Raw genomic sequence first — 20,506 nt, forward strand, 5'->3', positions numbered from 1 at the left:
GCGTTCAAGAACAGTCGTTCTTTATCGGATCATATAGGTTGTGATCAGAATATAGCCCCATGTGGCGGCGACAAAAACAATCGCGATCAGAACAGCGAGCGAGCCGCAATCCTTGGCAATCTGAATTTCCTTATGAAAATCACGCGAAACAGCATCGCAAGTGGCTTCAATACCGGTGTTGAGCACTTCAACAAGAATGAGAAACAGGATCGATCCTGTCATCAGCAGAAATGCCAGCCCGCTCGGAGCAAGAAAGAATGCGATTGGCACTGATAACAGGAAAAGCACCAGTTCTTGCTGGACTGCCTTTTCATGAGCGGCCAAGTAGCGAAGAGCACGCATTGAATTGAGAAACGCCAGAAAAATTCGCTTCATTGATGCCACCAAATGAGTTTTCGCCAAAACCAATAAGCGAATTCATTTGAAACACAACAGGGCGGAGAGTGAATTCTCCGCCCTGCGCTTGTTTCAAAGTGACTTTATTCAATCAGGCGTTAACGGCCTGCTTCTCCGAGCCCAGATCCCGTTCCTTCTTGAGCAGTTCTGCCAGAAGGAAAGCCAGTTCAAGCGCCTGATCGGCGTTCAGACGTGGGTCGCAATGCGTGTGGTAGCGGTCATGCAGATCTTCTGCTGAAATCGCACGCGCACCGCCCGTACATTCGGTGACGTTTTTGCCGGTCATTTCGACATGGATACCGCCCGGATGTGAACCTTCGGCGCGATGGATCGCGAAGAAGGACTCAACTTCCTTGAGGATACGGTCGAATGGACGCGTCTTGTAACCGCCTGCGGTGATCGTGTTGCCGTGCATCGGGTCGCAAGACCAGACAACCTTACGGCCTTCACGTTCAACGGCGCGGATGAGCTGTGGCAGATGATCGCCGACCTTGTCGTAACCAAAACGCGCGATGAGCGTCAGGCGTCCAGCTTCGTTTTCAGGGTTGAGAAGATCGATCAGGCGGATGAGATCATCGGGCTGTAGCGATGGACCGCATTTCAAACCGAGCGGGTTCTTGATGCCACGGCAATATTCGATATGCGCATGATCAGCCTGACGTGTGCGATCGCCAATCCAGATCATGTGACCCGAAGTGCCGTACCAGTCGCCAGAGGTCGAATCGACGCGTGTGAGCGCTTCTTCATAGCCAAGCAGCAGCGCTTCATGGCTGGTGTAGAAATCGGTTTCACGCAGCGAATGATTGCTGTCAGAGGTGATGCCGATCGCCCGCATGAAATTCATCGTTTCCGAAATGCGCTGCGCCAGTGCAGCGTAACGCTCTGCCTGCGGGCTTTTGCCAACAAAGCCGAGCATCCACTGATGTACGTTTTCAAGGTTCGCATAACCACCCTGCGCGAAGGCACGCAGCAGGTTCAGTGTCGCAGCGGACTGGCGATAAGCCATGTCCTGACGCTGCGGATCAGGAATACGCGATGCTTCGTCGAAATCGATGCCGTTGATGATGTCGCCACGGTATGATGGCAGCTCGACGCCATTGAGTGTTTCCATATCGGAAGAACGCGGCTTGGCGAACTGACCGGCAATACGGCCCACCTTAACAACAGGCTTGGATGCTCCGAATGTCAGCACGACGGCCATCTGCAAAAAGACGCGGAAAAAGTCGCGAATATTATCCGCGCCATGTTCTGCGAAACTTTCCGCACAATCGCCGCCCTGAAGCAGAAATGCCTTGCCTTCGGCAACGTCTGCCAGCTGGCTTTTCAGCTTGCGGGCCTCGCCTGCAAATACGAGCGGTGGATAGGTACGAAGGCGAGCCTCAACATCGGTCAGAGCCTGTGCGTCTGGATAAGACGGCACTTGCTTGATCGGTTTGTCTCTCCAGGAATTTGGGGTCCAGTTCTTCGTCATTTCACACCTGTTTTAATTATCCGCGCGATTTCTCTCGGATTAGTTCCTCCTTGCACGAAAGCTGAAATGCGTTTGTGCAAGACAATTCAATGTCTGTGCACGCATAACAGCACGCGTGATCGCGTTGATATAATGCAGACGCTCACTTTATACCAGCGAGAATCGTTAACAGGATGGGAGTGATACGAAAGTTCAACTTTCGAGCTTTTGCCCGTTCACCACGCGGTAGGTCGGCTTATACATTGTAACCAGTTCTTCCGCCGCTGTCGGGTGAACCGCCATGGTGCGGTCGAAGTCGTCCTTGGTTGCACCAGCTTTGAGCGAAATCCCAAGCAGCTGTGCCATTTCGCCGGCATCCGGCCCCATAATATGGGCCCCGACAACCTTCCGGCTCTTGGCATCAACGATGAGTTTCATCAGCGTTTTTTCGTTGCGGCCTGAAAGCGTGTTCTTCATTGGCCGGAACAAAGCGCGATAAACTTCCAGTTCAGCATATTTCTTTGCAGCTTCATCTTCCGGCAAGCCAACAGTGCCGATTTCAGGCTGCGAGAAAACTGCCGTGGCAATAAGCTCATGATCGGGTTTCGTTGGATTATCTTTGAAAGCTGTTTCAAGGAAGCACATTGCTTCGTGGATCGCGACCGGCGTCAACTGAACGCGATTGATAACATCGCCAACAGCCCAGATATTGGAAACGCTTGTGCGGGAATAATCATCGACTTCGATGGCACCCAGCGCGTCGGTTTTTACGCCTGCTTTTTCAAGACCAAGGCCCGCGGTATTGGGTTTGCGGCCAATTGCCAACATGGCTTGACCGACATCGAGTGTTTCGCCATTGGTCAGCGAAACTTTCAATGCGCCATCAGATTGCTTTTCGACCTTCTCAAAAACTGCGCCGCAGATGATGCGAATGCCTTTAGAAACCATGGTTTCATGAAGCAGTTGACGCAGATCGTGGTCAAAGCGCGAGAGGATTTCTTTGCCGCGGTAGACGATTGTCGTTTCAACACCAAGACCGTGGAAAATATTGGCAAATTCGACTGCGATATAACCGCCGCCAGCGATGGCGATGGATTTCGGTAACTCTTCCAGATGAAAGGCTTCATTAGACGTAATGCAATATTCATGGCCGGGCAGCGCGTCATGCGCGCTTGGATGACCGCCCGTTGCAATCAGAATTTGATCCGCAGTGACACGGCGCCCGTCAGCTTTGAGTTCGATTGTGTGTGCATCGATCAGTTCTGCGCGACTTGCAAAAATATCGACGTTCGAGTTTTCCAGACCTTTGCGATAAAGACCTTCAAGCCGATCAATTTCCTTGTCTTTCGCCGCGAGAAGCTTTTTCCACTCAAAGCTGCTTTTGCCAACATTCCATCCATATCCGGCCGCATCTTCAAAGTGCTCGGGAAATTGCGAGGCGTAAACGAAGAGTTTTTTTGGGACACACCCACGAATAACGCAGGTGCCGCCCATACGGTACTCTTCGGCCAGACCGACCTTTTTGCCCATTGCACCGGCCAGGCGCCCTGCCCGCACACCACCGGACCCACCACCGATAACAAAAAGATCATAATCATAACCGGCCATGGGACTCTCCATTTAAATCTGATGCGTGACACTTATGTAAGCAAAAGAAAAAGCCCGGCCAAGTCGCCGGGCTTTTAAAATCTGCGTTACAATAAGAAATTACTGCTGAGCAGGCTGTTCAGGCGTAGCCGTAGCACCTGCCTGAGCTGCGAGAACTTCTGCAACCGAAGTCGCGAGATCGCGGGCAATTCCGTTCTGCCAGATATTGGCAGCCTTAACGACTTCGCGCGTTACAATCGGGCCTTCAGCAAGCAGCTTCTTGCCTGCTTCGGAATTGTAGAATGCGGCGATTGCTTTGAGTTCATCTTCGCTGAACGCATTTGCATAAGCGCGAGCCGATTCAGTTTCGAGATCAGCGCGGCGAGCAGCAAGCGCGAGCGCTTTGTCATCAACAGTCTTGGTGATGAGCGCTTCAAGATTTGGGTCTTTCTGAATAAGTTCCCCCTTCAGCGCCCGTGCGGCACTCGGCAGGATCTCATCAAACTGTTCAGTCGCCTGAATGGAAGCAATTGCCGCGCGGGCAGCGTCCAGATGCGAAGCGGAAATTTCCTGTGCTGAGGCCGCATGAACGCCTGACAGCAGGACGAGTGCGGAAAACGGTGCAATCAGACGGCGGAAGCCAGTTGCCGGGATCATATGGTCAGTACTCCGTTCAAACAATTCTTATAGGCGGTTTAAGGCCGGGTCATGGTTCGGATGCCGTCAGCGCCTGCAATGATTGCGGCCCGTGCCAGTCCGATAAAAAGTCCGTGCTCGACAACGCCCGGTATGGCGAAGAGAGCGTCAGATAGAATCTTTGGATCGGGAATGCGGCCAAAAGATGCATCCACGATATAATGCCCACCATCCGTTACAAATGGTGAGCCGTCTTTTAAACGCAGGACCAACGGACCTGCAAGGCCGCATTGCGAAGCAGCCAGTTCAATAGCGCGTAAAGTTGCGCCAAGTCCAAAACGATTGACTTCAATCGGCAGAGGAAAATGGCCAAGCGTCTCAACAACTTTCGACCCGTCTGCAATAACAATCATTGAGTCGGAAGCGGCAGCGACGATCTTTTCACGCAGCAATGCACCACCTCCGCCCTTGATGACTGAAAGATTAGGATCGACTTCATCAGCGCCATCGACGGTCAGGTCAAGATGCGGCGTTTCTTCCAGAGTCGTGAGTGGAACCCCCAATTCTCTGCAAAGATCAGCTGTGCGTTCCGAAGTCGGCACGCCAATGATCTTAAAGCCGGAATTTACCTTTTCTGCGAGCAGACGCACAAATTCTTCTGCCGTCGAGCCAGTTCCAATTCCCAGACGCATTCCATCTTTGACATGTGTCAATGCCTCTGTGGCAGCGGCGATTTTGAGCTTTCGTGCTTCATCCATGCCTGAAATATCCATGCCTGAATTTCTATCTTCCCATCGGATTCTTATCCGTCTCCGGCAACGCCTCTAGCATGCGGGAGCATCGCAACAAAGCTCTCAATATGAATTATCGTTATTTTTGCGATGAACTCTTATTTCATCTCTGTCTTGAGAAGGTACGAACTTGAGCCTATCTCAAAGATCAGCTAGCACTGCATCAACACAGATTTTTTCCCGAAAGAAGCATCATGTCCGCTGCCAACTCCAAGCCCATTATCGTTTTCGACCTCGATGGCACATTGGTTGAAACAGCGCCAGACCTTCTGGGCAGCTTGAATCACTGCCTTGCAATCTCGGGCTTGCAAACGGCTGACCATGGTCAGCTGCGCCGCTTTGTGGGACAAGGTGGCCGCGTTATGATCGAGCGCGCTTTTGCAGCGCAGCAAAAACAGCTTGATGATGCGAAGCTTGATCACCTTGTTGAAGAATTCCGCGAGCATTATGCAGCACACATGCCGGGCGACTCGGCATTTTATCCAGGCGTCCTCGAAGCCATGGATCGTTTTTCTGCGAATGGTTACACATTGGCGGTTTGCACCAACAAGTTTGAAACATTGTCGGTCAAGCTTTTGACTGCAATGGGTGAAGCTCATCGCTTTGCGGCAATTTGCGGTGCAGACACATTTGCATTCCGCAAGCCAGATCCGCGCCATTTGATCGAAACAATTGCCAAGGCGGGCGGAAACCGTGATCGCGCCGTGATGGTTGGAGACAGCCGTACAGATATTGATACGGCGAAAGCAGCCGGTATCCCTGTTGTTGCGGTAGATTTCGGTTATACTGATTTGCCGGTTCAGCATTACGAGCCAAGCCGCGTCATCTCGCATTATGATGAATTCACACTTGAAATGGCTGAGCAGCTTTTGGAAGCCGTTGCAGATAAAGTCTGAAACAAGGTAACGCTATTATGAAGCAAATTCTTATATTTACCGCTGTTTCTTCAATAGCGTTATCAGCAAGTGCTTTTGCAAATGAGCCGTCACAGACGGGACTACCGGGCGTGAAGATGCAAAAGCCGATCGTATCGGCACCACCACCTGCACCTGAGCCCGATAGTCAGCCGGCGGGGAGTTGGAAAAATTTCCGCGTTGGCAATACTGATGTTTCGATTTCCGGCAGCGTTACCGTTGACGTGGGGAGTGGCAATAGCCGAACATCCGGGCGATAGAGCATTTCGTATTTTGATTGAATCCCTGGAAAGGCTCTATCAATTTGTTACGCATTATCCCACGCAAAACCGCTTCGCACTTTTGCTGAAAATCCTCTAGAGCGAAGCCCAGACGGCGGGTAATTGCTCTGGCAAATCCTCTGCAATTAGCCCATGTCCGAAGCGTCGGCCTGCATCTGCATGGATCCAGACGGCAGCGCCTGCTGCTTCAAAGGCTGGCATTCCCTGTGAAAGCAATCCGCATACAATGCCAGCCAGCACATCGCCCGATCCCGCCGTTGCGAGAAATGGTGTGCCATTCGCATTGATAATGGCGCGCCCGTCAGGTGCTGCAATTACCGTATCCGGCCCTTTATAGATCACAATGGCATTTGCCCGTTTTGCTGCTTTGCATGCCCTATCTGGCTTTGACATTTCGTTCCCGGCTGCAATATCCGGAAAAAGACGCCGAAACTCGCCCTCATGTGGCGTGAGAACAAGCGCCGTGTCGGTATTTCTTTGAGCTTTGAAAAGCTGTTCCGGCTGATTTTCAAAGGCCGTGATGCCGTCGGCATCCAAAACCACGCCTTTTAGATATTCAGAGCGCCCGTTGACAGCTGTCAACAGCATCAAGGCATGATCGCGGGCAAATGACGGATTGCCGTAGCCCGGGCCAAGCACGCAGGCTGCAACCTTGCGCTCCACCAAAAAGGTTTCAACATCCTTTATATTGCGTGTCTCGCGCAGCATGATGCTCGTCAGATGGGCTGCATTGGTTAAAACTGCATCAGGTGGCGAAAGCAATGTGACAGCCCCTGCACCACTGCGCGCTGCCGCCCTTGCCGATAAACGTGCCGCACCTGTTGAATGCACAGGCCCGGAAAAAACTGCCGCATGGCCGCGACTATATTTGTGGGCATTGATTGCAAGTATGGGCAGTTGGTCCTGCCAAAGCTCCGGTGCGTTTTCAAAAGTATCTGGAGTGATGCTTTTCAGCACCGTATCGGGAATCCCAATGTCTGCCACATGAAGCACGCCACAATGCGCCCGGCCCGGCTGCAAGAGATGACCGGGTTTCTTACGGAAGAATGTCACGGTTGCGCGTGCCCAAACAGCGGTTCCCAAAACCTGCCCGTCTTTGCCGGATATGCCGCTTGGCAAATCCACAGCCAGAACGGGAATGTTCGAAGCATTGACTGCTTCTATTGCGCTGGCTTCGGCGCCTTCCACCGCGCGCGCCAGACCTGCGCCATAAATTGCGTCGATGACGCCGACAAAGTCTTTGGGTTCGAACGCACTGATACGCCGCACATCTCCTTTATAATAGTGGAGTGCCCTCATCGCATCGGTGTCCGGGCGGGGCTGCGCTGTTCCGAAGCAGGTAACGGCATATCCGGCCTTAGCGAGGAATTGGGCCGCAACATAGCCATCGCCACCATTGTTTCCGGGGCCACAGAGAACGGCGACCCGGCCTTTGGCAAGGAACATGCGCTGGGCTACATCTGCAACGGCACGCCCTGCTGCGAGCATCAGTGAAAAACCATCACGCGTGCCGCTTTCAATTGTCATTTTGTCTGCACGCGACATTTGTTCCGGCGTCAACAGTTCCAGCATGACTCATATTTCCCCTGGTTGTTGGTTGATTAATCGCGCGCCATTCGCTTTGATGCAAGTCTGATTAAGTTCATGGCAGATTGTCTATTTTTTAATCACCGTGCAGAGCATAAAACTGCCGTTGAAAATCTTTCACACGGATTGCCTTGCCGGGATGACAAAAAAAATGCCACTCTGCTGCGAGGAAGGTTAGACTTCTGAAATTATTGAAAATGCGCTAGCCTCAATATCAGCGCCCTTTTCAGCTGAATAGATGCGAAAATTTCGGCAAAATTTGCTGAAAACAACGCAGAACTTAAAAAAAATGGCTGTCACCTAACGAGTTGGCACAGTTCATGCTTCTATATCAGCGAAACGGGCACGACGCCCATTTCCGAACAAGAGCGGAGACCATTCTCTGATGAAAAAGATCGAAGCCATCATTAAGCCTTTCAAGCTGGATGAAGTGAAGGAAGCCCTTCAGGAAGTTGGTTTGCAGGGAATTACTGTAATTGAAGCCAAGGGTTTTGGCCGACAGAAGGGCCATACCGAGCTTTACCGCGGCGCGGAATATGTCGTCGATTTTCTTCCCAAGGTGAAAGTTGAAGTCATCGTCGCCGATGAAACCGTCGATGGCGCCATTGAAGCTATTCGCAAGGCAGCCCAGACAGGGCGCATTGGTGACGGTAAGATTTTCGTCTCCAATATCGAAGAAGTTATCCGCATTCGTACCGGTGAATCCGGCGTGGATGCCATCTAATAAAACCAGCCTACCGAACATCGTCGTGCAAACAGGATATTAAAATGACGACTGCCAATGACATTCTGAAACAGATCAAAGATAACGACATTAAGTTTGTCGACCTCCGCTTCACAGACCCTAAGGGCAAACTGCAGCACGTTACGATGGATATCGGCCTCGTCGACGAAGACATGTTCGTTGATGGCGTTATGTTCGACGGCTCATCGATTGCTGGCTGGAAGGCCATCAACGAATCCGACATGGTTCTCATGCCAGATCCGGAAACCGCTCACATTGATCCATTCTTCGCTCAGTCCACGCTGGTCATTCTCTGCGACATTCTTGATCCGGTTTCGGGTGAAGCTTATGGCCGCGATCCACGCACGACTGCAAAGAAGGCCGAAGCCTACATGAAGTCGCTCGGCATCGGTGACACTGTTTATGTTGGCCCAGAAGCTGAATTCTTCGTATTCGATGATGTGAAGTACAAGGTTGATCCATTCAACACAGGCTTCAAGCTCGACTCAACCGAGCTGCCATCGAACGATGACACCGATTACGAAACCGGCAATCTCGGCCACCGTCCACGCGTCAAGGGTGGTTACTTCCCTGTTCCGCCAATCGACAGCGCGCAGGACATGCGTTCGGAAATGCTCACCGTTCTGACGGAAATGGGCGTAACCGTTGAAAAGCATCACCACGAAGTGGCGTCCGCTCAGCACGAACTGGGTGTCAAGTTCGACACGCTCGTTCGCAACGCCGACAAGATGCAGATCTACAAGTATGTTGTGCATCAGGTTGCTAATGCCTACGGCAAGACCGCAACGTTTATGCCAAAGCCAGTCTTCGGTGACAACGGCTCGGGTATGCACGTCCACTTCTCGATTTGGAAAGATGGCAAGCCAACCTTCGCGGGCAATGAATATGCCGGCCTTTCGGAAAACTGCCTGTTCTTTATCGGTGGCGTTATCAAGCACGCAAAGGCCGTGAACGCATTCACCAACCCATCGACCAACTCCTACAAGCGTCTGGTCCCGGGTTATGAAGCACCAGTTCTGCTGGCTTACTCGGCTCGCAACCGTTCGGCTTCCTGCCGTATTCCTTTCGGCTCGTCGCCGAAGTCGAAGCGCCTTGAAGTTCGCTTCCCTGATCCGGCAGCAAACCCATATCTCTGCTTTGCAGCGCTGCTGATGGCTGGTCTTGACGGTATCAAGAACAAGATCCATCCAGGTCAGGCGATGGACAAGGATCTTTATGATCTTCCTGCAAAGGAGCTCAAGAAGATCCCAACCGTTTGTGGTTCGCTTCGTGAAGCGCTTCAGTCCCTCGACAAGGATCGTGAGTTCCTGAAGGCTGGCGGTGTATTCGAAGACGATCAGATCGACAGCTTCATCGAACTCAAGATGGCGGAAGTGATGCGTTATGAAACAACGCCGCATCCAATCGAGTTCGACATGTACTACTCGGTTTAATCAGGATTGCGGGTGGCAATGAACAATTGCCACTCACTCCGGTTAAGGCCATTACCGAGGGGAACGACGTGCCAGAAGGTGCGCGAAAGAAAACCCGGCGAAAGCCGGGTTTTCTTTTACAATCAGTATATTATAGTTATCAGTTAAATAATAACTAGAGCGCTTGCAAGACGCGGGCAGCAACCAATATTTCGCTCTCACGCGTTGTACGGCGTGCGCGCGCTTCAGCATCCTCACCCCAATGCTCAATGGTCCAGTCTTCATCAAGATGCGCGCGTTTCCAGCCATCCTCAACAGACACTTCGCCTTTGGCGATTGCCAGAGCGATCAGTGCGGAGCCGGTCAGCGTTGTCATGGTATGCAGCGATGCCAGCGCAATCGGATTCTTGAATTCTGCAAGATGAATGCCGAAAGCTGCAATCGCTTCACGTGATTGTTCGACATGCATCACACCTTCTGCAAGTGCAAAACGGGCGCCAAGGCTTTCCGCCCAGTCGATCAGCGGGTCCCATTGCTCTGTCTGACGTGCAACAAGTTCCTTCGGGCTTGCCGCGCGATAGCAGATCATGTCCGTTCCGGCAAAGCGCAGAATGTCTTCAAATACCGCTTGCGGGTCCTGTGCAATGCCATCAACAGCCGTATTCACCAGACGGGTCGCAGGCATTTTGGACGGGTCGATCACGTCTATCTGCGCGCGAAACTCTTCAGCGATGATTTCAGCTGCATCTGATGTTGGCAAAAGCAGCACAGCCCGTGCCGGGGTTTTGACCGGACGACCATCAAGGTGCACGGTGAAACCGCCTTCAACTTCGGCAACCTCAGCCTTTTCATAAAAACGTTTTGGCAGTGGCGTTCGCATCAGTTCCTGCGAGCGCGCCACCGGGTCTTTCTGGGAGATTGGCATTTCAGCTTGCGGGTCGCTCAGAGTGTCGCGCATAATATTGTCCGGTTCATTAGAGAATAGAGGTATCCATTTCATGCAGGATTGCATGAAGTTCTTCTGGCTTGCTCAAAACGTGATGAGCGCCTGCTTCCACAAGTGAATCCGGGCGATGATAGCCCCATGAAACACCTGCGGCGCGCGCGCCTGCCGAGCGAGCCATTTGCATATCGTAGATCGCATCGCCGATCACGATTGTTCGCTCTGGTTCTATCCCCATTTCGGAACAGGATTCAAGCACCATGGCCGGATGAGGCTTGGACGGGCAATCATCAGCGGTACGAACGATCATGAAATGATGTCCGATGCCATGGCGTTCAAAAATCGAGCGAACGCCACGCTGCGACTTGCCAGTGACAATTCCCAAAAGAAGATCATCGCGGCGGCCAAGCTCTGTCAGAAGCGGCAGGATGCCATCATAAAGTGGTTCTGCAAAACCGGGCGTCTGGCGAAGTTTTACGAAGTTTTCCTTGTAGCGCTGCGTGAGCCAGTGCGCCTGCTCATCAACTTCGCGACCAAGCAGCTGGGCAATCGCTATCGGCAGCGAAAGACCGATGATCGAATGTGTCTGCTCGATTTCAGGCGGCGTCAGTCCGGCATCAACAAAGCTTGCTGCCATGCAATGATGGATCGTATCTCCGCTATCGACAAGTGTGCCGTCACAATCAAAGAGAACAAGTTTCATCATGCGGCTCCGGCTTTTGCTGGGCGGTTAATAATAATGAGGCCCAGACCAATCAGGGCAAGCGCTGCAAGGATTTTCCAACCCAGTGGTTCATGAAGCAGCAATCCACTCAGCAACACGCCAAAAGCAGGCGTCAGAAAAGCAAAGTTTGATAATTTGGAAGCCGGATAGCGGCTTATCATCCAGAACCACAGCGGATAGGTCACAGCCACCACGAACATTGACTGAAACAGAAATGACAGCACCGAGAGCATATCCGGGTCGCGGATCAATGGGCCGCTGAAAAACAGCAATGGCAACGGCACGAATGCAGCCACGACCAGTTGATAGAGCAATGTCTTTTCAGGCGCAGCACTTGCAAGCTTCGACCGTTTAATGACGAGCGTGGTCATTCCCCAAAGCATACCGGAAATCAGCGCCAGCAGATCACCGTAGAGTGCATTCGGACCCGGACGGCTGATATGGTCTGAGAACACCACGAAAACACCGATAAACGCCACACACATGCCGATGAAAGCACGCATAGACATACGCTCGCCCAAAAGAAAATGGCTGCCGATTGCCACCCAGAACGGCATGACATTCATCATCAGCGTGACGCGCCCGACGCTGGTCAGCTCCATCGCAAGGAAGATCATGACGAATTCGACGCCAAAAAGAAGGCCGGCCAGAATGCCGGGCTTCAGCGTTCCGTCACGACCGAACAGCGGAATACGCTTCCAGTAACACCAAAGAAAAACGCAGGCACCACCCAAAGCTGCACGACCTGAAGCCATGAGCATGGGATTAAAACCACGATTGCCGATCTTAATGGCAACCTGATTAAGCCCCCAAGTGAACATGATAAACATCACGAGGGCAATTGCCAGTCCGTCGAATGACACCCTGCCCTGAACACTTCCCCCTGCCGCACCCGACATTGTTACTCTTCCGCGTTTGCCTCATCAAAGCCAAGCAGGTTCCACGATTGTACCATGTGCGGCGGCAGCGGTGCTGTCACATCAATGATGCCACCTGACGGGTTTGGAATGCGAATGCGGCGCGCATGAAGATGCAGCTTCTTTTGAATGCCGCCAGGGAATTCCCAGTTCTGGTCAGCTTCAAAATATTTCGGATCACCGATGATCGGATGGCCGATATGCGCCGCATGAACACGCAGCTGATGGGTGCGGCCGGTATATGGCTCCATTTCCAGCCATGTCAGATTGTTGCCGACCTTCTCTACAATCCGGTAGTAAGAGACTGCATGATCAGAATCCGGCTCACCATGCTGGCAAACACGCATCTTATCGCCATCCGGCGTCTGATCTTTGACCAGCCAGGTTGAAATCTTGTCTTCGCGCTTGCGTGGAACACCTTTTACCAGTGCCCAATAGGTCTTCTTAGTGTCGCGTTCGCGGAATGATGCTGTCAATGCCTGTGCGGCACCACGCGTGCGCGCAACCACCAGCACACCAGAAGTGTCACGGTCGATACGATGCACGAGGCGAGGCTTTTCACCTTTCTTATTGCGCCACGCTTCCAGCATACCATCCACGTGGCGCACAAGGCCAGAACCGCCCTGCACTGCCAGACCCGCCGGTTTGTTGAACACAAAAACCTTCGGATCTTCATAAATCAGCATCTGTTTGAGAACATCGCCATCCTGCTGGCTGCGAATGGTTTTCGCCGTCATCGGCCCTGCGGCCTTTTCGTCGACTTCCAGCGGCGGAATGCGCACCATTTGGCCTGCCTGCAAGCGTGTATCTGACTTGGCGCGGCTGCCATCAATGCGGATCTGACCGGAGCGCAACAGTTTTTGCAGGTGCCCAAAGCCCAATCCGGGGAAATGGACCTTGAACCAGCGATCGAGCCGCATGCCCGCTTCGTCTGTGTCCACACTCTTTTGTTCAACGCCTGCCATGGAAAAACCCGATCAATATTTTTTCAGCACAAGCCAGTGTGCCGCTCATTTATGTCTGTCAATAGACGCGCCAAGGGCGGATTGCTAGGCATATTTGGCAAAAATGGAATTCTCACGCTGTTAAACACCCCGCCAAGAATATGCCAATACGCTATGAATCTTCACGCTCGGTTACATGCATTTTTAATTTATGGTCAACTATGACACCCAATTGCCACGTCTTGCCTTCATTGCATGTTGATAGAATAACGGGACTGCACCATTTAGTCCCTTGAAATAGAACGGCGGGAGTCCCACGGTGTCTTTGTTCAAAATCTACTGGCGTGCCATGGAATATCTTGCAGCAGAGAAAGCTGCAACCATAACCATGTGCGTTGCAAGCGTACTGGTTGCCCTTGTCATGCTGGCCGAGCCGATCCTTTTTGGTCGGGTCATTCAGGCGATTTCCGACAAAGGCGATATCGTTACGCAGCTCGCCATGTGGGCAGCACTCGGTGCGTTTAACATCATCGCAGCGGTTTTTGTTGCGCGTGGGGCTGACCGCCTCGCCCATCGTCGCCGTTTGGGTGTGATGATCGACTCTTATGAGCGCATTATCACCATGCCACTTGCTTGGCATCAGAAGCGCGGCACGTCGAATGCGCTGCATACGCTGATCCGCGCAACGGACTCGCTGTTCACTCTCTGGCTCGAATTCATGCGTCAGCACCTGACCACCGTGGTGGCACTGGTGGCGCTTATTCCGGTCGCTATGAGCATGGATCTTCGCATGTCTATGGTGCTGATCGTGCTTGGTGTCATCTATGTGATGATTGGCCAGCTCGTCATGCGCAAAACCAAGGACGGCCAGTCTGCTGTTGAAAAGCACCACCACAAGCTGTTTGAGCATGTGAGCGATACAATCAGCAACGTTTCGGTCGTGCAGAGCTATAATCGCATTGCTTCGGAAACGCAGGCACTACGCGAATATGCAAAGAACCTCGAAAACGTTCAGTTCCCGGTTCTCAACTGGTGGGCGCTTGCCAGCGGCCTTAACCGCATGGCTTCGACCTTCTCGATGGTTATCGTGCTTCTGCTTGGTGCGTATTTCGTAACCAAGGGCCAGATGCGTGTTGGTGACGTGATTGCCTTTATCGGTTTTGCCCAGCTGATGATCGGCCGTCTTGACCAGATCAGCGCCTTTATCAACCAGACTGTGACGGCGCGCGCCAAGCTTGAAGAATTCTTCGAGATGGAAGACGCGACCGCTGACCGTCAGGAGCCACAGGACGCGACCGATCTTGAAAACGTCAAGGGCGATATTGTTTTCGACAATGTGACCTTTGAATTCCCGAATTCGGGTCAGGGCGTCTATGACGTTTCGTTTGAAGTGAAGCCGGGGCAGACCGTGGCTATCGTTGGCCCAACGGGTGCAGGCAAGACGACGCTGATCAATATCCTTCAGCGGGTATTCGATCCTGCCGCCGGCCGCATTCTGATTGATGGCATTGATACACGCACCGTCAGCCGTCGCTCGTTGCGTCATGCCATTGCCACTGTTTTCCAAGATGCAGGTCTGTTCAATCGTTCGATTGAAGAAAACATCCGTGTTGGTAATGAAAATGCGACGAGTGAAATGGTTCAGGCTGCTGCCAAGGCTGCCGCGGCCCATGACTTCATTCTCGCAAAGGGCAATGGCTATGATACGGTTGTCGGTGAACGTGGTTCGCAGCTTTCAGGCGGTGAACGTCAGCGTCTGGCAATTGCACGCGCTATCCTGAAAGATTCGCCAATTCTCGTACTCGACGAGGCGACCAGTGCGCTTGACGTTGAAACCGAGGAAAAGGTCAAGCAGGCCGTTGATGATCTGAGTGAAAACCGCACGACCTTCATCATTGCGCACCGTCTGTCGACTGTTCGTTCTGCTGATATCGTCTTGTTCATGGACAAGGGCCATCTGGTTGAGCGCGGCAGCTTTGATGAACTCGCTGCTCGCGGTGGCCGCTTCTCCGATTTGCTTCGCGCCGGTGGTTTGCAGCTTGAAGACAAGTCGGAAAAGGCCAAGAAAGAAGACGTTGAAGAAAGCAATGTAATGCCTTTCCCGGTCAAGGGATCGGTTGCCTGATAGGCTTAAACTCATAGAAAAAGGCCCGTTCTGGGCCTTTTTCTATGCAATTGGAACTTCAAAGCTTAGACCGTCATAACCGGGCTCTACATGATCGGGCGTCTCGCGCATGACCGTGTCGTAATCGAGTGGCACATGCATATGCGTCAGGATTGCGCGTTTAGGCCCGAAAAACTCGACCCATTCCAACGCCTGTTCCAGCGAAAAATGGCTTGGATGCGGGCGATATTGCAGCGCGCCGATAATCAGCACATCAACATGACGGATATATTTGAGGCTCTCATCCGGGAATGCGCTGACATCCGTGCAATAAGCAACATCGCCAATACGGAAACCGAGCGATTCAATATCGCCATGAACCTGTGTAAATGGCTCAAAGCGGATCGGCCCTCCCGCACCCGTGATCGAGAAAGCCGTTTCAGCCATGATGTCATGCATTGACAGGATCGGCGGGTAGCTCGACCCAACGGGCGTTTCAAAACAATAGCCGAAGGCCTCAAACAGACGATTGCGTGTCAGCCGGTTGGCATAGACATCCATTAGTCGGCGGTTTTCAACCACATAGGTGCGTAAATCATCGATGCCATGAATATGGTCGGCATGTGGATGCGTATAGATGGCTGCATCAAGCGACGTGACATTGGCATCGATCATCTGGTCCCGGAAATCCGGGCCAGTGTCGATAACAACAACCGTGCTACTTCCCTCAGCATTGAAGCGCTCAACCAGCAAAGCGGCACGGCGACGCTTGTTCTTCGGGTTTTTCGGATCGCAATTGCCCCAATCGCCATTGATACGCGGTACACCGGGCGACGAACCGCACCCGAGAATTGTGAAACGCAGACAATTGCGAGGCGATATCACGATAATTATTCCCCGGCAGGCTTTGGCATTTTGGAGAAAAGCCGGAAGACATTTTCACTGGTCATGTCCGCGATTTCTTCTTTGCTTACGCCGATTGTTTCAGCCAGCACGGCGGCTGTGTGCTGCACGAATGACGGCTCATTACGCTGGCCGCGATGCGGCATAGGCGCGAGATAAGGCGCATCCGTTTCAACCAGCAAACGATCACGCGGAACAATCTGTGCTATTTCTCGAATATCGGCCGAATTCTTAAATGTCAAAATGCCGGAGAATGAGACGTATCCGCCTAGTTCTACGCCTTTTTCTGCCAATGCACGACCTGACGAGAAACAATGCAGAATGAAGGGAAATGCGCCTTTCGCCGTCTCAGTTTCCAGAATATCGGCCATGTCCTGATCAGCGCTTCGGGCATGGATCACAAGCGGCAACTGCGTGCGGCGCGCCGCTTCAATATGCACGAGGAAGCCCTGACGCTGGGCTTCTGGCGGCGCATAATCATAATGATAATCAAGCCCCGCTTCGCCTATGGCGACAACCTTCGGATGCGCGGCCAGCCGCACAAGATCGTCGGCAGTCACATCCAGTTCTTCATGGGCATTGTTCGGATGGGTGCCAACCGAACAATAGACGGACTCATATTTTTCAGCGAGTGCTAAGATCGTATCGAACTTACGCACCCGTGTTGAAATCGTGACCATGCGTTTGATACCGGCGTCGAGGGCACGCTGAACGACAGCGTCGCGCTCCGGTTCGAAATCCGCAAAGTCGAGATGGCAGTGACTATCAACCAGCATATTCAGCTCAGTTCTGTTCTTCCGCTTCCACATAGCGCGGGAAAACCGGCTGCGGTGCGGGCAGTTCCGCGCCGCCAACAAGCGGGCTTGCCGCTACGTCTGAGAACTGGCGCTTGTCTGCCGGGATTGCCAGAGTATCGAGCAGCTTTTCCGCCGATTGTGGAATGAAAGGCTGAACCATGATACCAACGCGGCGGATCACTTCTGCCGTCACATAGAGCACCGTACCCATCCGCTCCAGATCGGTCTTGCGCAGCGCCCAAGGCTCCTGCCCCGCAAAATAGCGGTTTGCTTCCGCAACAACGGCAAAGATGGAACCGAGTGCGATGTGCAATGCCTGATCGCCGACAGCCTTGCGTGCGGTTTCCAATGCTGCATCGGCCTGATCAAGAATAGCCTTATCGGCATCCGAGAAAGCGCCCGGAACTGGAACCTTACCGTCGCAGTTCTTTGCAATCATCGACAGCGAGCGCTGTGCGAGATTGCCAAGATCATTGGCGAGATCGGCATTGGTACGGTTGACGATTGCATCGTGGCTGTAGCTACCATCCTGACCGAATGGCACTTCGCGCATCAGGAAATAACGCAGTTGATCAAGACCATAGCGTTCAACCAGCTCAAACGGATCGATAACGTTGCCGAGAGACTTCGACATTTTTTCACCGCGGTTGAACAGGAAGCCATGCGCAAACACACGCTTTGGCAGCGGAATGCCTGCCGACATCAAAAATGCTGGCCAGTAAACCGCGTGGAAACGCGAAATATCTTTGCCGATGATATGCGCATCAGCAGGCCAGTAAGCCCACTTGTCACTGGTCGTATCTGGATAGCCGAGTGCTGTGATGTAGTTGGTCAGCGCATCAACCCAGACATACATGACGTGCTTTTCATCACCCGGAACAGGAATACCCCAGTCGAATGTCGTGCGCGAAATCGACAGATCTTTGAGGCCCGATTTTACGAAGCTAACGATTTCGTTGCGACGCTCCGCAGGCATGATGAAGCCGGGATTGTTTTCATAAAGCTCAAGGAGCTTGTCCTGATAGTTCGACAGACGGAAGAAATAGCTTTCTTCTTCAACCCATTCGACAGGCGTACCCTGCGGGCCGTAACGAACATTATCGGCGCGGACTTCAGTTTCTTCTTCGCCGTAATAGGCTTCGTCGCGTACTGAATACCAGCCCGCATAACCGCCCTTATAAATGTCACCACTGGCCGACATGGCCTGCCAGATTGCCTGGCTGGCCTTGTAGTGACGCTCTTCCGAGGTGCGGATATAGTCATCATGCGAGCTGTTCAGAAACTCGCCCATGCGCTGGAAAGCAGCGGTGTTGCGATCTGCGAGTTCGCGCGGGCTTATGCCTTCCTTGCGCGCACTCTGCAACATCTTGATACCGTGTTCATCCGAGCCGGTCAGGAAGTGAACATCCTTGCCATCCAGACGCTGAAAACGCGCCATGGCGTCGGTCGCAATCAACTCATAAGCATGGCCGATATGCGGCTTGCCATTCGGGTAAGCAATCGCAGTGGTGATGTAGAATTTTTCGCGGCTCATCGGAAATCCGGCTTCTTCAAGTGTGATATTCAAAAAACGTTAGCGGTGACATAACGCATGTAGGACTGCATGTCACGTAAGCGGAGGCAGGCCTGCCCGAAAAGCACGATGCGTTTTTTCCAAAAGAATCATAACGGCCTGCTTTCGGTCGAGATTATAGGTCTCGGCATTGGAAATTTCGCGGGTCAACTCACTCCAATAGCGTGACCATTGATCGGCTTCGCGCAACTGACCCGAATCTGCATAGCGACGCGCCTCATCGGCAATCCGGCTCATCAGATAATCACGGAACAATTCATACTGAACTTCTGCTTCGCGACCGTTCAGAACACCTGAAAGAGCCTGCGCTTTCGGTAGGTCGAAATTCTGTCCCTGCAAGATTGCATCCACTGTATCGGATATTTCCATTCCACCATGCGCCACGAGAAGCAGCGCCTTGCGCACGCTGCCTTCCGAACGACCGAGAAGCGATGGTGTAATGTTATCCGCATCAAGGCCGACGCTTGGCCCGATGTGAACGAGTGCGTCGGTGAGCGCATCATCGCCAAGCGGCTTGAACTGGATGCTCTGGCAGCGCGAACGGATTGTCGGCAACAATCTTCCCGATGAATGCGAGATCAGAATGAAGATTGCGCGGGCGGGCGGCTCTTCCAGTGTTTTGAGAAGCGCATTGGCCGCGTTGCGGTTCATGTCATCTGCCGGATCGACAATGACAATGCGCCATGCGCCGTCTGATGCGGTGCGGGTGAGAAAATGGGTAACACGGCGAATTTCCTCAACCGGGATGCCAGTTTTGAACTTGCCCGTCTTCTGATCAAAAGGCCGATTGATATGCAGCACAGCAGGATGCATGCCGCCTGCAATCTGTCGCCATAGTGGCTTGTTAAAATCAGGTGCGCCAATGGTTTCAGGTGCCGAAGCCTGATCGCTATGTTCAAGCATATGGCCCGCCAGATGAAAGGCCAGCGTTGCCTTACCGATCCCCTGCTCACCTTCAAAAAGCAGGGCATGATGCATCCTGCCTTCACGATAGGCCAGCGCAAGGAAAGCCGCAATCTCGCTGTGACCAGTGAGATAATCGCTGGCAGATGGCTCTGCAACGCCCTCGATTGAAACATGCGCTTTGGGGACGTCGAGTTCTTCGATCACAGAAGTCCCCTTTTCTTCAGAATTTCATCGGTAATTCGGATAATATCAACGGAAATCGCATCCTGAGTGCGGTCGGCATTCACCACTTTACACCGCTCGGGCTCCGCTTTCGCAATAGCAAGAAAAGCCTGACGGCGTGCTTCATGCACGGCAATCGCTTCTTTCTCGAAACGATCCGCCACGTCAGCACCACGGCGCTTATTGGCTCGTGAAAGGCCTTTTTCTGCAGGAATATCGAGAATGATTGTGAGATCAGGCATGGTACCATCGATGGCGATACGTTCAATCGCCGCCATGTAAGTGGCATCAAGATTACCCGTGCCCCCCTGATAGGCTCTACTCGAATCGATAAAACGGTCGCAAAGCACGATACGATTTTCAGCGAGTGCCGGGCGGATCAGCTGATCGACATGATCAGCACGGGCGGCGGCGAACAGTAATGCCTCCATGGCCGGGCCATAGCTTTCGGCATTGCCGCTCAGAATCACATGGCGGACGGCTTCCGCTCCCGCAGAACCGCCGGGTTCACGCGTGATCAGTGGATCGAAGCCAAGGGAACGCAAATGCTCTGCCAGCAAGGCGATCTGGGTTGATTTACCCGCGCCTTCCCCACCCTCGAATGTAATGAACAATCCGGTCAAACTGACTTCCGCAAAATTGAGTTCCGATCAAAACAATCTCTGCTCTGTTTA

Annotated in this window: 19 protein-coding genes; 4 read left to right on the top strand and 15 right to left on the bottom strand. The window is 52.7% G+C overall.

Annotated elements, in window-relative coordinates; genetic code table 11:
- Positions 1 to 21: 21 nt before the first annotated feature.
- The 5 genes from OPR82_RS10445 to rpiA form a co-directional block, all read right to left on the bottom strand.
- Positions 22 to 375 carry a diacylglycerol kinase gene (locus OPR82_RS10445; protein WP_265984720.1) on the bottom strand — a complete coding sequence of 118 codons (354 nt, stop codon included), beginning with the start codon at positions 373 to 375 and terminating at the stop codon, positions 22 to 24.
- A 112-nt stretch (positions 376 to 487) separates the two neighbouring features.
- Positions 488 to 1,867 carry a class II 3-deoxy-7-phosphoheptulonate synthase gene (locus OPR82_RS10450; protein WP_265984721.1) on the bottom strand — a complete coding sequence of 460 codons (1,380 nt, stop codon included), beginning with the start codon at positions 1,865 to 1,867 and terminating at the stop codon, positions 488 to 490.
- Between the two features lie 192 nt (positions 1,868 to 2,059).
- A complete protein-coding gene (gor, locus tag OPR82_RS10455) occupies positions 2,060 to 3,454 on the bottom strand; it encodes a glutathione-disulfide reductase (RefSeq protein WP_265984722.1) in 1,395 nt (464 codons plus the stop codon).
- A gap of 99 nt (positions 3,455 to 3,553) precedes the next feature.
- Positions 3,554 to 4,090: a DUF2059 domain-containing protein gene (locus OPR82_RS10460; RefSeq protein WP_265984723.1), complete on the bottom strand. Its 537-nt coding sequence runs from the start codon at positions 4,088 to 4,090 to the stop codon at positions 3,554 to 3,556.
- A 38-nt stretch (positions 4,091 to 4,128) separates the two neighbouring features.
- On the bottom strand, positions 4,129 to 4,827 hold the full coding sequence (gene rpiA / locus OPR82_RS10465; RefSeq protein WP_265984749.1) for a ribose-5-phosphate isomerase RpiA: 699 nt from the start codon (positions 4,825 to 4,827) through the stop codon (positions 4,129 to 4,131).
- 227 nt (positions 4,828 to 5,054) lie between these two features.
- Between rpiA and OPR82_RS10470 the strand changes: the two genes are divergently transcribed.
- Entirely contained in the window at positions 5,055 to 5,756 is a 702-nt protein-coding gene (locus tag OPR82_RS10470; RefSeq protein ID WP_265984724.1) for an HAD family hydrolase, read from the top strand.
- A 374-nt stretch (positions 5,757 to 6,130) separates the two neighbouring features.
- Here OPR82_RS10470 and OPR82_RS10475 read toward each other — a convergent pair whose 3' ends face one another.
- Complete coding sequence (locus OPR82_RS10475) at positions 6,131 to 7,627, bottom strand: NAD(P)H-hydrate dehydratase (protein WP_265984725.1); 1,497 nt, start codon at positions 7,625 to 7,627, stop codon at positions 6,131 to 6,133.
- Positions 7,628 to 8,027: 400 nt separating this feature from the next.
- Between OPR82_RS10475 and OPR82_RS10480 the strand changes: the two genes are divergently transcribed.
- Complete coding sequence (locus OPR82_RS10480; RefSeq protein ID WP_007874909.1) at positions 8,028 to 8,366, top strand: P-II family nitrogen regulator; 339 nt, start codon at positions 8,028 to 8,030, stop codon at positions 8,364 to 8,366.
- A 44-nt stretch (positions 8,367 to 8,410) separates the two neighbouring features.
- Positions 8,411 to 9,820 carry a type I glutamate--ammonia ligase gene (glnA, locus tag OPR82_RS10485; RefSeq protein ID WP_265984726.1) on the top strand — a complete coding sequence of 470 codons (1,410 nt, stop codon included), beginning with the start codon at positions 8,411 to 8,413 and terminating at the stop codon, positions 9,818 to 9,820.
- Between the two features lie 154 nt (positions 9,821 to 9,974).
- On the opposite strand, the gene OPR82_RS10490 is transcribed toward glnA, so the two are convergent.
- The 4 genes from OPR82_RS10490 to OPR82_RS10505 are packed head-to-tail and all read right to left on the bottom strand — an operon-like array spanning position 9,975 to position 13,348.
- The gene (locus OPR82_RS10490; protein ID WP_265984727.1) at positions 9,975 to 10,757 is read right to left on the bottom strand and encodes an ATP12 family chaperone protein; all 783 of its coding nucleotides are present in this window, start codon (positions 10,755 to 10,757) and stop codon (positions 9,975 to 9,977) included.
- A gap of 16 nt (positions 10,758 to 10,773) precedes the next feature.
- Complete coding sequence (locus OPR82_RS10495) at positions 10,774 to 11,445, bottom strand: HAD-IA family hydrolase (protein WP_265984750.1); 672 nt, start codon at positions 11,443 to 11,445, stop codon at positions 10,774 to 10,776.
- Positions 11,445 to 12,365 (bottom strand): DMT family transporter, encoded by a 921-nt coding sequence (locus tag OPR82_RS10500; RefSeq protein ID WP_265984728.1) that lies wholly within the window; start codon positions 12,363 to 12,365, stop codon positions 11,445 to 11,447. The genes OPR82_RS10495 and OPR82_RS10500 overlap by 1 nt, the downstream gene beginning before the upstream one ends.
- Positions 12,366 to 12,367: 2 nt before the next feature.
- Positions 12,368 to 13,348: an RluA family pseudouridine synthase gene (locus OPR82_RS10505; protein WP_265984729.1), complete on the bottom strand. Its 981-nt coding sequence runs from the start codon at positions 13,346 to 13,348 to the stop codon at positions 12,368 to 12,370.
- A 298-nt stretch (positions 13,349 to 13,646) separates the two neighbouring features.
- On the opposite strand from OPR82_RS10505, the gene OPR82_RS10510 reads away from it, so the two are divergent.
- Positions 13,647 to 15,452 carry a glucan ABC transporter ATP-binding protein/ permease gene (locus OPR82_RS10510; RefSeq protein WP_265984730.1) on the top strand — a complete coding sequence of 602 codons (1,806 nt, stop codon included), beginning with the start codon at positions 13,647 to 13,649 and terminating at the stop codon, positions 15,450 to 15,452.
- A 42-nt stretch (positions 15,453 to 15,494) separates the two neighbouring features.
- Here the strand turns inward: OPR82_RS10510 and OPR82_RS10515 are convergent, their stop codons facing one another.
- The 5 genes from OPR82_RS10515 to tmk form a co-directional block, all read right to left on the bottom strand.
- On the bottom strand, positions 15,495 to 16,316 hold the full coding sequence (locus tag OPR82_RS10515) for an MBL fold metallo-hydrolase (protein ID WP_265984731.1): 822 nt from the start codon (positions 16,314 to 16,316) through the stop codon (positions 15,495 to 15,497).
- A 5-nt stretch (positions 16,317 to 16,321) separates the two neighbouring features.
- A complete protein-coding gene (locus tag OPR82_RS10520; RefSeq protein WP_265984732.1) occupies positions 16,322 to 17,110 on the bottom strand; it encodes a TatD family hydrolase in 789 nt (262 codons plus the stop codon).
- Positions 17,111 to 17,117: 7 nt separating this feature from the next.
- Positions 17,118 to 18,665 carry a methionine--tRNA ligase gene (gene metG, locus OPR82_RS10525; RefSeq protein WP_265984733.1) on the bottom strand — a complete coding sequence of 516 codons (1,548 nt, stop codon included), beginning with the start codon at positions 18,663 to 18,665 and terminating at the stop codon, positions 17,118 to 17,120.
- A gap of 72 nt (positions 18,666 to 18,737) precedes the next feature.
- Positions 18,738 to 19,814 (bottom strand): DNA polymerase III subunit delta', encoded by a 1,077-nt coding sequence (locus OPR82_RS10530; RefSeq protein WP_265984734.1) that lies wholly within the window; start codon positions 19,812 to 19,814, stop codon positions 18,738 to 18,740.
- A complete protein-coding gene (gene tmk, locus OPR82_RS10535; protein WP_265984735.1) occupies positions 19,811 to 20,455 on the bottom strand; it encodes a dTMP kinase in 645 nt (214 codons plus the stop codon). The genes OPR82_RS10530 and tmk overlap by 4 nt, the downstream gene beginning before the upstream one ends.
- Positions 20,456 to 20,506: the final 51 nt, after the last annotated feature.

Source organism: Ochrobactrum chromiisoli, assembly GCF_026241335.1.
Lineage (GTDB): Bacteria > Pseudomonadota > Alphaproteobacteria > Rhizobiales > Rhizobiaceae > Brucella > Brucella chromiisoli.

What these genes read in the sequence shown, in the direction of transcription:
- OPR82_RS10445 (WP_265984720.1), bottom strand. Translation starts at nt 375, where the DNA reads ATGAAGCGAATTTTTCTGGCGTTTCTCAATTCAATGCGTGCTCTTCGC.
- OPR82_RS10450 (WP_265984721.1), bottom strand. Translation starts at nt 1,867, where the DNA reads ATGACGAAGAACTGGACCCCAAATTCCTGGAGAGACAAACCGATCAAG.
- gor (WP_265984722.1), bottom strand. Translation starts at nt 3,454, where the DNA reads ATGGCCGGTTATGATTATGATCTTTTTGTTATCGGTGGTGGGTCCGGT.
- OPR82_RS10460 (WP_265984723.1), bottom strand. Translation starts at nt 4,090, where the DNA reads ATGATCCCGGCAACTGGCTTCCGCCGTCTGATTGCACCGTTTTCCGCA.
- rpiA (WP_265984749.1), bottom strand. Translation starts at nt 4,827, where the DNA reads ATGGATGAAGCACGAAAGCTCAAAATCGCCGCTGCCACAGAGGCATTG.
- OPR82_RS10470 (WP_265984724.1), top strand. Translation starts at nt 5,055, where the DNA reads ATGTCCGCTGCCAACTCCAAGCCCATTATCGTTTTCGACCTCGATGGC.
- OPR82_RS10475 (WP_265984725.1), bottom strand. Translation starts at nt 7,627, where the DNA reads ATGCTGGAACTGTTGACGCCGGAACAAATGTCGCGTGCAGACAAAATG.
- OPR82_RS10480 (WP_007874909.1), top strand. Translation starts at nt 8,028, where the DNA reads ATGAAAAAGATCGAAGCCATCATTAAGCCTTTCAAGCTGGATGAAGTG.
- glnA (WP_265984726.1), top strand. Translation starts at nt 8,411, where the DNA reads ATGACGACTGCCAATGACATTCTGAAACAGATCAAAGATAACGACATT.
- OPR82_RS10490 (WP_265984727.1), bottom strand. Translation starts at nt 10,757, where the DNA reads ATGCGCGACACTCTGAGCGACCCGCAAGCTGAAATGCCAATCTCCCAG.
- OPR82_RS10495 (WP_265984750.1), bottom strand. Translation starts at nt 11,445, where the DNA reads ATGAAACTTGTTCTCTTTGATTGTGACGGCACACTTGTCGATAGCGGA.
- OPR82_RS10500 (WP_265984728.1), bottom strand. Translation starts at nt 12,365, where the DNA reads ATGTCGGGTGCGGCAGGGGGAAGTGTTCAGGGCAGGGTGTCATTCGAC.
- OPR82_RS10505 (WP_265984729.1), bottom strand. Translation starts at nt 13,348, where the DNA reads ATGGCAGGCGTTGAACAAAAGAGTGTGGACACAGACGAAGCGGGCATG.
- OPR82_RS10520 (WP_265984732.1), bottom strand. Translation starts at nt 17,110, where the DNA reads ATGCTGGTTGATAGTCACTGCCATCTCGACTTTGCGGATTTCGAACCG.
- metG (WP_265984733.1), bottom strand. Translation starts at nt 18,665, where the DNA reads ATGAGCCGCGAAAAATTCTACATCACCACTGCGATTGCTTACCCGAAT.